The following is a 12,623-nucleotide window of genomic DNA, read 5'->3' on the forward strand; positions in this document are numbered from 1 at the left end:
ACGGACGATAGCAGGGCATGAGCAACGCTCTTGCCCCTATCTCCCGAGGTTTTTTCATGCTGTACCTCAAAACCATCCAGGCGCGCTATATCACAGCGTTCGCCGGCTTCATCGTGGTTGCCGTTGGCGCGACCTTCGTCGGTATCGACCAGTTCGTCTCGTCCAAGCTCGAGGAAACCGAAGTCCAGCTGCTGGAACACCGGGTCGACGAGCTGGGCGAGCAGATCCAGCAGAAGATGGTCCGCATCGAGAGCCAGTCGCGCAGCATCGGCCAGACGGTCGTCCAGCTCGAGAGCGCTGAAATCGATCGCCTGTTGCCTGGCCTCGTCGACCAATACGGCGATCCACAGGTCTTCGGCGGCGGCATCTGGCCGTTGCCAGGCGCACGCACGCCGGGCGTCGAGAAGCACAGCACCTTCTATCACCGCGACGCCAGCGGCCAGCTCAAGGTCAACACCTACTGGAACAGCGCCGAGTCGCTGAAGTACTTCGAACAACCCTGGCACAAGGCCGGCATGCAGGCGGCGGCTGGTCGCTGCGTCTGGGCCGCCGCCTACAAGGACGACGCCAGCGCCCAGCCGCGCACCAACTGCGCCATGGCCATCAGCAAGGACGGGCGCCCCTATGGCGTGTCGACCATCGACCTGACCCTCGGCTTCTTCAATGAACTCGCCGACAAGACGGGGCAGGCGATTCAGGGCCAGGTGATGATCGTCGAAGCGGACGGCAAGATCCTCAGCAACCTGCCGGGCCTCGGCGGCGAGAACGTACTCAAGAACGTGTCCGAACTGGCCGGCCGCTCGCCGTTCGTCGCCCAGATCAAGGCGGCGCTCGACAGCAAGACCATGCAGCACGGCAGCACCTTCTCGGCGCCGGATGGCGAGGCGATGTCCTTCTTTCTCCGGCCCGTCGAAGGCTCGCCCTGGCTGGTGGCCGCCGCGCTGCCGACCGAGCTGCTGACCGCCAAGACCGAGTCGGTGCTGTCCACGCTTGCGTTGATCCAGCTGCCGATCGTTGCGCTGCTGTTCGTGCTGATGGTGTTCGCGCTGCGTACGCTGATGCAGCGCCTCGGCGTGCTGGCCGGCAACATCCGCTCGCTGTCCTCGGGCGATGCCGACCTGACCCGGCGCATTCCCATTGCCGGGGAAGACGAGGTTGATCGCATCGGCGAGGCCGTCAACGCCTTCCTCAAATACCTGCAAAGCATGATCGCCGACCTGACCGAGTCGTCCCGCGAGATCACCCGCGAGCTTGGCCAGCTCAAGGAGCAGTCGACCCATACCAACGGCATCCTGGCGCGCCATGCCAGCGAAACCGATCAGGCCGTCACCGCCATCACGCAAATGAGCTCGACCGCCGATTCCGTCGCGCAAAGCGCCAACGAAACCGCCGCCTTCACCCAGAAGGCCAACGAGAACGCCGCCAATTCGCGCCGCGTCGTCGATGAAGCCGCCGGCAGCGTACTGGCGCTCGTGGAGGAAGTGGACGCCGCGACCGGGCGGGTACAGGCGATGCAGGCCGATGCACGGCGCATCAACGACGTGCTCGGGGTGATCGGCGAGATCGCCGGCCAGACCAATCTGCTGGCGCTCAATGCGGCGATCGAAGCCGCGCGGGCGGGCGATCAGGGACGTGGTTTCGCGGTGGTCGCCGATGAGGTTCGCGCATTGGCGGGCCGCACCCAGCAGAGCACTTCCGAGATCAACGAAATGCTCGCCGGCCTGCAACAGGCGGTGGACGCCGCGGTTGCGGCGATGGAAGCGACCAAGCGCAGCTGCCAGGCGACCGCCGACAAGACCGCGCGGGTCAACACCGGTCTCGACGAGATGGCCGATGCGGTCAACCGCATTCATGACCTCAGCGCGCAGATCGCCACCGCGGCCGAAGAGCAGAGCGCGGTCAGCGGCGAGATCAACCAGAACATGGTCGCGGTACGGACGATGGTCGACGAACTGGTCGAGTCCGGTACGACCGTGGGCCGCAGCACCGAAGGCCTGGCCAGCTCGAACAGCCGCCTGATCGCGATGGTCAGCCGCTTCAAGGTCAGCTGATCGACCGTACCCGGGCATCCCGGCACGGCCTGGGTGCCCGTCGCCGGCTCGCCGGACTATCGAGTCTGATGAACAAGGCGGCCACCCTGCGTGCTCGCCTGCGCCAGCCTCCCTTTCGTCGAGTCGGCTCGCAATGCGGGTCGGTGCCGATCTTGCTGCTGTACCATCCCAGCGCCCAGGCACAACCATCCGGAGCCGGTTTGATCCCGCTGCGCAACCTTCCCAGCCATGCGCCCGCTGACCCCCGGGTCACCTGCGACACCTGCACCGCCCGCTGCTGCCGCTTGCAGGTGATGCTGCTCACCGACACCGGCGTGCCCGAGCGCTACATCGAAGTCGACGCGCAGGGCAGCGAGTACATGGCCCGGCTCGATGACGGCTGGTGCGCTGCGCTCGACCGCAACACCCTGAACTGCACCATCTACGACCGACGCCCGCTGATCTGCCGCGAGTTCGAGATGGGCGGAGAGGATTGCCTGATCGAACAGCAAGGCCCGGACTAGAGCGGTCCAAAGCGCCACTACGGCCGGATGAACGGTCGCTGTCGGCGGCTCGCGCCGTCGGCTCGCGCGACTACACTGGCGACCATCCCGGGCCCCGCGCCCGTCATGCGAGGGAAGCCGATGAGGCGCGTGTATCGTTCGAAGGTGGATGGTTGGTTGGCGGCGGTGCTGGCTGGCGGCGCGGCGGTGTCGACGCTGGCGGCGTTCGGCATGATTCGAACAGGCTCGACGCCCAGTCTGCTGGTCGCGCTGTTCGTATTGGGTCTGGGCGTGGCGCTGCCGATCTGGCTGGTGACGTCCACACGCTACATCCTCGAACCGACGCAGCTCATCGTTCGCAGCGGTCCGTTCACCTGGCACATCGAACTGGCCGACATCAGCGATATCGCGCCGTCACGCAGCGCGCTTTCCAGTCCGGCGCTGTCGCTCGATCGCTTGCGGATCACCTATGCGCGAGGCCAGACGCTGCTGATCTCGCCGCGCAACCCGGTGGGGTTCATCGCCGAGGTGGAGGCCAACCGAGAGCGCACCCGCCATGTCGCCGATCCCGGTGCACTGGCTCACTGAAATCGGCGAAACACCTTGCGGATGCGAACCGGCTCGCGATCGCGCTGCTCGCTCCCGCTGCGGCACGCAACACGTGCCTCGGACGCTGAGCGAGCGGTGATCGCCCCAGCCTGCGTCTGAACCCTGGCCGGCAGACGCGTATCTGCCGAGCCGGTCCTTACCTCAGTTGTCGTAACCCAGGTTCGACGAGAGCCAGCGCTCGGCCACGTCCAGCGATTGGCCCTTGCGCGCGGCGTACCGCTCGACCTGGTCCTTGTCGACTTTGCCGACCGCGAAGTACTGCGCCTCGGGGTGGGCGAAATACCAGCCGCTGACGGCGGCCGTCGGGAACATCGCGTAGTGCTCGGTCAGGAACACGCCGCTGCGCCCGGCCTGGCCTTCGGCAGCTTCGGGGTCGAGGAGGGCGAACAGCGTGCCTTTCTCGGTGTGGTCGGGGCAGGCCGGGTAGCCCGGCGCCGGGCGAATGCCCTTGTACTGCTCGCGGATCAGGGCTTCGTTGTCCAGCGCCTCGTCCGGCGCGTAACCCCAGAATTCCTTGCGCACCCGCGCATGCAGCCACTCGGCGCAGGCCTCGGCGAGGCGATCGGCAAGCGCCTTGACCATGATGGCGTTGTAGTCGTCGCCCTTGTCCTGGTACGCCTTGGCCACTTCTTCGGCACCGATGCCGGCGGTGGTGATGAAGCCGCCGACGTAGTCGGTCAGGCCGCTGTCCTTTGGCGCGACGAAGTCGGCGAGCGACAGGTTGGGCTTGTCGTCGGGCTTGATGATCTGCTGGCGCAGGTGGTGCAGCCGGGCGAGCGGCTGGCCGTCGTCGCCGTACACCTCGATGTCGTCGTCCTCGACCTGGTTGGCCGGCCAGAAGCCGAACACGGCGCGTGCCTTGATGAGCTTTTCGTCGATGAGTTTTTTCAGCAGCCCCTGCGCGTCGTTGAACAGCGAGGTAGCGGCCTCGCCGACGACCTCGTCCTCGAGAATGCGCGGGTACTTGCCGGCCAGGTTCCAGGACACGAAGAAGGGCGTCCAGTCGACGTAGTCGAGCAGCTCGCGCAGGTCGATGTCATCCAGCACGCGGGCACCGGTGAACGTCGGTTTCGGTGGCACGTAGCCACTCCAGTCGAACCGCGGCTTGTTGGCCAGTGCCTTGTCGTAGGGCAGCCGCTCGGTCCGTGAGCTCCGCGCGGCGGTGCGTTCGCGCACCACGGCATATTCGCTGCGAACCTTGTCGACATAGGCCGGCTTGAGCTCCTTGGATAGGAGCTGCGTCGCGACGCCGACCGCACGCGACGCATCGGTGACGTACACCACGGCATCGTTGCGGTAGTGCGGGTCGATCTTCACCGCGGTGTGGGCCTTGGAGGTGGTGGCGCCGCCGATCATCAGCGGCAGGGTGAAGCCCTGGCGCTGCATCTCCTTGGCGACATGGACCATCTCGTCGAGCGAGGGCGTGATCAGGCCGGAGAGGCCGATGATGTCGCACTTCTCCTCGATGGCCGTCTTGAGGATCTTGTCAGCAGGGACCATCACGCCCAGGTCGACCACGTCGTAGCCGTTGCAGCCGAGCACCACGCCGACGATGTTCTTGCCGATGTCGTGCACGTCGCCCTTGACAGTGGCCATGAGGATCTTGCCCTTGGCTTCGGGCGTGTCGCCTTTTTCGGCTTCGATGAAGGGAATCAGGTGGGCCACCGCCTGCTTCATCACACGGGCCGATTTCACCACCTGCGGCAGGAACATCTTGCCGGCGCCGAACAGGTCGCCGACCACGTTCATGCCCGCCATCAGCGGGCCTTCGATCACTTCGATCGGCCGAGCCGCGCGTTGCCGAGCCTCTTCGGTGTCCTCGACGATGAAGGTGGTGATGCCCTTGACCAGCGCATGTTCGAGCCGCTTTTCGACCTCGTAGCTGCGCCATTCCTCGCTTTCGGCTTCCTTGACGCTGCCGTCGCCGCGGTAGTTCTCGGCAATGGCCAGCAACGCCTCGGTCGCGCCGGCGTGGCGGTTGAGGATCACGTCCTCGACCTTGTCACGCAGCTCCTTCGGGATCTCGTCGTAGATCTCCAACTGCCCGGCGTTGACGATGCCCATCGTCAGGCCGTTCTGGATCGCATGGAACAGGAACACCGAGTGGATCGCCTCGCGCACCGGGTTGTTGCCGCGGAACGAGAACGACACGTTGGACACGCCGCCCGACGTCAAGGCGTAGGGCAGGTGGTCACGGATGTAGGCGCAGGCTTCGATGAAGTCGACCGCGTAGTTGTTGTGCTCCTCGATGCCGGTGGCGACGGCGAAGATGTTCGGGTCGAAGATGATGTCTTCCGGCGCGAAGCCGACGTCGTCGACCAGGATGTCGTAGCTGCGCTGGCAGATTTCCCGCTTGCGCGCGGCGGTGTCGGCCTGGCCGACCTCGTCGAACGCCATCACCACCACCGCCGCGCCGTAGCGCTTGCACAGGTGGGCGTGGTGCTTGAACTGCTCGACGCCTTCCTTCATGGAGATCGAGTTGACGATGCCCTTGCCCTGGATGCACTTGAGGCCGGCCTCGATCACGTCCCACTTCGAGGAGTCGATCATGATCGGCACGCGGGAAATGTCCGGCTCGGAGGCGATGAGGTTGAGGAAGGTGACCATCGCCTTCTTCGAGTCCAGCATGCCCTCGTCCATGTTGATGTCGATGACCTGGGCGCCGGCCTCCACCTGCTGGCGCGCCACGTCCAGCGCCTCGGCATAGTTCTCTTCGCGAATCAGCCGGGCGAACTTGGCCGAGCCCGTGATGTTGGTGCGCTCGCCGACGTTCACGAACAGCGAGTCGCGGTCGATGGTGAACGGCTCCAGGCCCGAGAGCCGGCAGGCCTTGGGAATCTCGGGAATCGCGCGCGGCGGGTACTTGGCGACGGCCTCGGCGATCGCCTGGATATGCGCCGGCGTGGTGCCGCAGCAGCCGCCGACGATGTTCAGGAAGCCCGACGCGGCGAATTCCTCGACCACGGTGGCCATTTCCGCCGGGCTTTCGTCGTACTCGCCGAAGGCGTTCGGCAAGCCGGCGTTGGGGTGCGCGGACACGTGCGTGTCGGCCTTGGTCGCCAGCTCTTCGAGGTAAGGCCGCAGTTCCTTGGCCCCGAGGGCGCAGTTCAGGCCGACCGAAATGGGCTTGGCATGGCGTACCGAATTCCAGAAGGCTTCGGTCGTCTGGCCGGACAGCGTGCGGCCCGAGGCGTCGGTGATGGTGCCGGAGATCATGATCGGCAGCTCGACGCCGTCTTCCTCGAACACCTGCTGCACGGCGAAGATCGCCGCCTTGGCGTTGAGCGTGTCGAAGATGGTTTCGATCAGGATGAGGTCGGCGCCGCCTTCGATCAGCCCGCGGGTCGCCTCGGTGTAGTTGTCGACTAGTTCGTCGAAGGTGACGTTGCGGTAGCCGGGGTTGTTCACATCGGGCGAGAGCGAGCAGGTCCGGCTGGTCGGGCCGAGGACGCCGGCGACGAAGCGTGGGCGGTCCGGCGTTTCCAGCGTCTTGGCATCGGCTACCTCGCGGGCGACACGGGCGCCGGCCACGTTCAGCTCGAAAACCAGTTCCTCCATGCCGTAATCGGCCTGGGAGACGCGCGTGGCATTGAAGGTGTTGGTCTCGAGGATGTCGGCGCCGGCGTCGAGGTAGGCGCGCTCGATCTCGGCGATGACCTGGGGCTGGGTCAGCAACAGCAGGTCATTGTTGCCCTTGACGTCGCTCGGCCAGTCGGCGAAGCGCTCGCCACGGTAGTCGCCTTCTTCCAGCCTGTAGCTCTGGATCATGGTCCCCATGCCGCCATCGAGGATCAGGATGCGCTTGAGGAGCGCCTGGTGAAGGGCCTGAAGACGTGCGGCGCGGGAGGTCTGGGAGGACGACATGGGGACTACCTGGAGCATTGAACGAAGGTGCGCCAGCATAGCAAAGCTGTGTGCTTTTTGATCGCCGCCGCGCTTTGCATGAACATGGCTCATGTTGTTGTCGAGCGGCGGCATATCCGAGTAAAACCGTTGGTCTTTTGTGCGGTACCAACATTGACGTACACTGCGCCGCATGTCTCGCGAGGAATTTCCATGAGCGCTATCACCGTTACCGACGCAGCACACGATTACCTGGCCGAGCTGCTGGCCAAGCAGAACACCAGCGGCATCGGCATTCGCGTTTTCATCACCCAGCCGGGCACGCCCTACGCCGAAACCTGCATCGCCTATTGCAAGCCGGGCGAGGAAAAGCCCGACGACATCCCGCTCGGCCTGAAAAGCTTCACCGCCTGGATCGATGCCACCAGCGAGCCGTTTCTGGAAGACGCGGTGGTCGATTACGCCACCGACCGCATGGGCGGGCAGTTGACCATCAAGGCGCCAAACGCCAAGGTGCCGATGGTCAACGAAGACAGTCCGCTGAACGAGCGCATCAACTATTACCTGCAGACCGAGATCAACCCGGGGCTGGCCAGCCACGGCGGTCAGGTCACCTTGATCGACGTGGTCGAGGAGGGCGTCGCGGTGCTCCAGTTCGGCGGCGGTTGCCAGGGCTGCGGGCAGGCGGACGTGACCTTGAAGGAAGGGATCGAGAAGACGCTGATGGCGCGCATTCCCGAACTCAAGGGAGTGCGTGATGTCACTGACCACACGAACCGCGAAAACGCCTACTACTGATCCCGGTCCGCGTTGCTCGGGCTTTGGGTGGCCGTAGACAGCCGGTCACCTCCTCCTGCTTTCTCTTTAGTGGCGTTGTGACATTATTAGGCCTTCGCACGCCATCCCGGCGTGCTGTCGGCTCGTCAGTCGGTCGCTCCGGTAGAAGAGAATCCACGCATGCCCGCGCTTTCCCTGCTTATCTGCGATGACTCGAGCCTGGCTCGCAAGCAGCTCGTGCGCGCATTGCCGGCCGATTGGGACGTCCAGATCAGCCAGGCTTCCCAGGGGCGCCAGGCGCTCGAACGGTTGCGCCAGGGGGGCATCGATCTGCTGCTACTCGACCTGACGATGGACGAGATGGACGGCTTCCAGGTGCTCCAGGCCCTGCGCGACGAGGCGTTCCGTTGCCCGGTCATCGTGGTGTCGGCGGACATCCAGGAAGAGGCCGTGCGCCGGGTGCTCGACCTGGGCGCGCTGGCCTTCCTGAAGAAGCCGGTGGACCCGGTCCAGCTCCGCCAGACCCTCGTCAGCCATGATCTGATCGACGCGCGCCTCGGGCTCGCCGGGCGTACCAGCGATCACCCCATCGCGTTTCGCGAAGCCTTCGCCGAGGTGGTCAACGTCGGCATGGGCCGCGCCGCGGCGCTATTGGCGCGGGTGCTGGGCGTCTATGTCCAGCTGCCGATTCCGAACGTCAACGTGCTTGAAGTCGGCGAGCTGCAGATGGCGCTGGAAGATGCGGCGCGTGGCGACAAGGTGACGGCCGTCTGCCAGGGCTACATCGGCAGCGGCATCGCGGGCGAGGCGCTGCTGATTTTCCACGACTCGGAAATCGACGACATGGCCCGCCTCATGCGCCTGGACCGCTACGAAGACATGGAAATGCTGCTGGACCTTTCCAGTCTGCTGATCAGCGCCTGCCTGAGCGGCATCGCCGAGCAGATCGACGTGGTGTTCTCGCAGGGCCACCCGCAGGTGCTGGGGCAGCGCGCGGCGATTTCCGAGCTCATCCAGGTCAACCGGCAGCGCTGGAAGAAGACCCTGGCGGTCGAAATCAGCTACAGCCTGGAAGGGCACGACGTGCACTTCGACCTGCTGCTGCTGTTCACCGAGGATTCGGTGGCGCTGCTGTCCCGCAAACTCACTTACCTGATGAGCTGAGCCATGGTCGAGCCGATGGAGCTGAACGAATTCCACTGGTTGCTGGCCATCGTGCAGAGCATCGATGTCGGCGTGGTGGTGTTCGATCGCGAGTACCGCGTCGAGGTGTGGAACACCTTCATGGAGAATCGCTCCGGGCTAATGCCGTCCGAGGCGCACCACCGCTCGTTCTTCGAACTCTTTCCCGAGGTCGACGAGCTGTGGTTTCGCAACAAGGTGGAGAACGTCGCGACGCTCGGCACGCCGTCGTTCACCATCTGGGAGCAACGGCCTTATCTGGTGCGCTTCAAGAACTACCAGCCGATCACCGGGCTGGAAGATTTCATGTACCAGAACACCACGCTGCTGCCGCTCAAGGGCATCAACGGCGACATCGAGCACATCTGCCTGATCATCTACGACGTCACCGACGTGGCGATCAACCGCAAACGACTGCAAAAGGCCAATACCGAATTGCAATGGTTGTCGAACACCGACCGCCTGACCGGGCTGTACAACCGCGGCTATTGGGAGGAACGCCTTCGCCAGGAGCACGTCCGGCATCGGCGCTACGACAGCCAGGCCGCGCTGGTAATGTTCGACATCGACCACTTCAAGCGCATCAACGACACCTACGGCCACCAGGCCGGCGACAGCGTGATCCGCAAGGTCGCCGAGGTGGTCAAGGAGAGCCTGCGCGAGGTGGACGTGGCCGGCCGTTATGGCGGTGAGGAGTTCGCCGTGCTGCTACCCGACACCGACCGCCAGGGCGGTCAGATCTTCGCCGAACGGCTGCGCGCTGCGATCGAGGCGCTGACGGTGCGCTATCAGGAGCACGAGATCCGCTTCACCGTCAGCCTCGGCGTCGCCGACCTCGGCGAACCCACCGAAAGCCATGCTCAACTGATCGAGTGGGCCGACGAGGCGCTCTATCACTCCAAGGCCTCCGGGCGCAACCGCGTCACCGTTCACGAACCCTGAGCGGGGGCGGCGGCCGTGCGGCGCCACAGCAGCGGGACCAGCACGGCAAGCAGCACCACCGGCAGCACCCCCAGGTTGACCGCATTCCAGCCGATGCCAGTGACCAGCAGGCCGGACGTGAACGACATGACCGCCGCCACCGAGCCGTTGCCCAGCTCCATCAAGCCTTGCGCCTGGCTGCGCTCGGCCGGCGAATGGCCTGCGCCGAGCAGCGTCGTGCCGGCGACCAGCATCAGATTCCAGCCCACGCCGAGCAGGCAACTGCTGATCAGGAAGTGAACAAGCGTCTCGCCCGCCAGGGCGATCAGTGCACTGGTGGCGATCGCTCCGGCGCCGAACCAGCCGACCTGTCGACTGCCGAGGCGATCGACCAGCGGACCAGCAATGAACGCCGGCAGGAACATGCCGAGCAGGTGCCACTGAATCACCCGCGCGCCAGTCTGCACGTCGAAGCCGCAGAAGCTCATCGCCAGCGGCGTTGCGTTCATCACCAGCACCATCACGCCGTGACCGGTCGCGGTGGTGATGATTGCCGCGCGGATGGCCGGTCGCGCGAGCAGTCCGCGGCGACTGCCCGGTAGGGAAGCGCCCGAAGCCGGTGCCGCTTCGCTTCGAATGCCCGTCAGCACCAGCAGGCCCGACAATCCCAGGACCGCGATCAGCAGATAAGCCCCGACGAACGGCACGGCGAGGGCGTTGCGGGCCAGCTCGCCGAGCGTCGGCGTGAACACCGCGGCGAGCACGCCGCCGCCAACGACATAGGCGGTGGCGCGGCCCTTGTAGCGTTCGTCGACCGCCTCGAGCGCGGCGAAGCGGTAATACATCGCCGAGGCCTGGTAGCTGCCGAGCAGTAGCGCGCCCAGGCAGAAGAGCGCGAAGCTCGATTCGATGATCGCCCAGGCACAGACCAGCCCCGAAACGGCACCGGCGAGCGCGCCGGCCTGAAACCCTGCGCGACGGCCGGCGTGCTGCATCCAGCGGGCGAGTGGTTGCAGGGTCAGCAGATGACCGAGCACGGTCAGCGCCAGCGGCAGGGTCGCCAGGCTGTCGGTCGGCGCGAGCTGAAGGCCGACCAGGGAGGTGAGCGTGATGCCCAGCATGGCGCAGGACCAGAACAATGCCTGGGCCAGGAACAGGCGAGCGATCTGGCCATTCAATACGATGCGCATGATTCATGTCCTCCGGTTGGCGAGTACGCGGTCCAGCGAGGCTGGAAAGCGCTGTAGCGCTTCGGGCGGCCGCACCGGACGGCTGACGAGCTCGCCGGAGCAGTTGGGGCAACGCCCGCCGAGACGTTCGCCGCAGGCGCTGCAGAACGTGCATTCGAACGAGCAGATCAACGCGTCGCAGGCATCGGCCGGCAGATCACGGTCGCAGGCTTCGCAGTTGGGCCTGAGTTGCAGCATGTCTCTCTCCCCTGGTCAGACGAATCGAGCGGCCAGCTCCTGCGGGCTGACCGACAGGTGCTTGCGAAAGGTGCGGCGCATGTTCTCCGGATGGCCGAAGCCGGTCAGTCGCGCCACCGTACCGACCGATGCCTGCGCACCGACCAGCAGGCTGCGCGCGGCTTCCAGGCGTACTCGCTCGACGTAGCGGCCCGGCCCCATGCCGAGCTCGCTGGCGAACAGGCGGCACAGCGTCCGGGGCGTCAGGTGGGCACGTTCGGCGAGCGCCTCGATGGACAGGTCCTCGGCCAGGTTCGCCGGTATCCAGGCGAGCAGGGCGGCCAGCCGGTCCCGCCCGTGGCCGCTGGGCGCGAGCAGGGGGCTGAACTGCGCCTGGTCGCCGGGGCGGCGCAGGAACATCACCAGCCGCTGCGCGACCGCCAGGGCCAGGGTGCGTCCGAGGTCCGCTTCGACGAGCGCCAGCGTCAGGTCGATGCCAGCGGTCACGCCGGCTGAGGTGAAGAGGTGGGAAGCCCTGGCGTCGTCAGGGTCGTAGGTATGCAGGCGCTCACCCTGCACGTCGACGGCCGGATAACCGCTGCGCAGGCTGTCCACGTCGGCCCAGTGCGTGGTTGCGGCATGGCCATCGAGCAGGCCGGCCTCGGCGAGCAATAGCGCGCCCGAACACACCGAGCCAAGGCGCCGCACGCGCGGCTCGGCTTCGCGTAGCCACGCCAGCAGCGCGGGGTCCTGGCATTGCCGTCCAACGCCCAGACCGCCCGGAACCAGCAAGGTGTCGATGTCGAGCGGATGCTCGCGCCAGGGCTGGTCGGGACACAGGCGAATGCCGCACGAGGTCGCCACCGGCTCGCGGCCATCGGCCAACAGTTGCAGGCGGTAGAGCGGTTCGAGCCCTTGGCGGGCACGTTCCACATTGGCGGACGCGAACACCTGGATGGGCCCGGTGACATCCAGGCTCATGACATCGGGGTAGATCAGGCAGGCAACGAGGCGGGGCGGGGTCATGGGTCGCTCGGCAGCGTGAACGGAGCCTCAGTGTCACGGTGCGAGCGGTTGGCAGCAATGACAAGCGTCCCACGGATCTCGCCATTGCGAAGGGGGCGCCGGCCTGGCCGGCGCCCGGGGGGTGGTTACTTTTCCTTTTCCGAGGTGTTGCGCATGAGGATTTCGATCGCGGCGACCATCTCGTCGATGGCCTCGCGGAACTGCCCGGGGTTGTTGTTCGTCTCGGCCTGGTCGGCATGGGTGCGAGCGGCGGTGAGGTGGTCGCGAACGGAGGAATAGTCACCGATCATCGTGCGTCTCCTGGTCAGTTGAGGATTGACCCTCCG

Annotated in this window: 11 protein-coding genes; 6 read left to right on the plus strand and 5 right to left on the minus strand. The window is 65.8% G+C overall.

Annotation, left to right across the window (positions count from 1 at the left end; translation table 11 throughout):
* Positions 1-56 precede the first annotated feature (56 nt).
* The 3 genes from D7325_RS13070 (at position 57) to D7325_RS13080 (ending at position 3,121) form a co-directional block, all read left to right on the plus strand.
* Positions 57-2,051 (plus strand): methyl-accepting chemotaxis protein, encoded by a 1,995-nt coding sequence (locus D7325_RS13070; RefSeq protein WP_120996290.1) that lies wholly within the window; start codon positions 57-59, stop codon positions 2,049-2,051.
* Between the two features lie 209 nt (positions 2,052-2,260).
* The gene (locus D7325_RS13075) at positions 2,261-2,554 is read left to right on the plus strand and encodes a YkgJ family cysteine cluster protein (RefSeq protein ID WP_245962085.1); all 294 of its coding nucleotides are present in this window, start codon (positions 2,261-2,263) and stop codon (positions 2,552-2,554) included.
* Positions 2,555-2,683: 129 nt separating this feature from the next.
* Complete coding sequence (locus D7325_RS13080; RefSeq protein WP_218565185.1) at positions 2,684-3,121, plus strand: PH domain-containing protein; 438 nt, start codon at positions 2,684-2,686, stop codon at positions 3,119-3,121.
* A 162-nt stretch (positions 3,122-3,283) separates the two neighbouring features.
* Here the strand turns inward: D7325_RS13080 and metH are convergent, their stop codons facing one another.
* Positions 3,284-7,006, minus strand: coding sequence for a methionine synthase (gene metH / locus D7325_RS13085; RefSeq protein ID WP_120996618.1), 3,723 nt, complete (start codon positions 7,004-7,006; stop codon positions 3,284-3,286).
* 192 nt (positions 7,007-7,198) lie between these two features.
* Here metH and nfuA point away from each other — a divergent pair, with 192 nt between their 5' ends.
* The 3 genes from nfuA to D7325_RS13100 all read left to right on the plus strand — a co-directional run bounded on the left by nfuA (position 7,199) and on the right by D7325_RS13100 (position 9,886).
* Positions 7,199-7,783, plus strand: a complete 585-nt coding sequence (gene nfuA / locus D7325_RS13090; RefSeq protein WP_120996296.1) for a Fe-S biogenesis protein NfuA — start codon at positions 7,199-7,201, stop codon at positions 7,781-7,783.
* Between the two features lie 159 nt (positions 7,784-7,942).
* Positions 7,943-8,926, plus strand: coding sequence for a response regulator (locus tag D7325_RS13095; RefSeq protein WP_120996298.1), 984 nt, complete (start codon positions 7,943-7,945; stop codon positions 8,924-8,926).
* Positions 8,927-8,929: 3 nt separating this feature from the next.
* Complete coding sequence (locus D7325_RS13100; protein ID WP_120996300.1) at positions 8,930-9,886, plus strand: sensor domain-containing diguanylate cyclase; 957 nt, start codon at positions 8,930-8,932, stop codon at positions 9,884-9,886.
* Here the strand turns inward: D7325_RS13100 and D7325_RS13105 are convergent.
* From D7325_RS13105 to D7325_RS19105, 4 genes are all read right to left on the minus strand, one after another.
* Positions 9,874-11,055: an MFS transporter gene (locus tag D7325_RS13105; protein ID WP_120996301.1), complete on the minus strand. Its 1,182-nt coding sequence runs from the start codon at positions 11,053-11,055 to the stop codon at positions 9,874-9,876. The two genes, D7325_RS13100 and D7325_RS13105, sit on opposite strands and share 13 nt — an antisense overlap.
* A gap of 3 nt (positions 11,056-11,058) precedes the next feature.
* Positions 11,059-11,292, minus strand: coding sequence for a DUF1272 domain-containing protein (locus D7325_RS13110; RefSeq protein WP_120996302.1), 234 nt, complete (start codon positions 11,290-11,292; stop codon positions 11,059-11,061).
* A gap of 15 nt (positions 11,293-11,307) precedes the next feature.
* Positions 11,308-12,297 (minus strand): GlxA family transcriptional regulator, encoded by a 990-nt coding sequence (locus D7325_RS13115; protein WP_120996304.1) that lies wholly within the window; start codon positions 12,295-12,297, stop codon positions 11,308-11,310.
* Positions 12,298-12,422: 125 nt separating this feature from the next.
* A complete protein-coding gene (locus D7325_RS19105) occupies positions 12,423-12,587 on the minus strand; it encodes a hypothetical protein (protein ID WP_162988050.1) in 165 nt (54 codons plus the stop codon).
* Positions 12,588-12,623: the final 36 nt, after the last annotated feature.

Source organism: Stutzerimonas urumqiensis (assembly GCF_003640395.1).
Classification (GTDB): Bacteria; Pseudomonadota; Gammaproteobacteria; order Pseudomonadales; family Pseudomonadaceae; genus Stutzerimonas; species Stutzerimonas urumqiensis.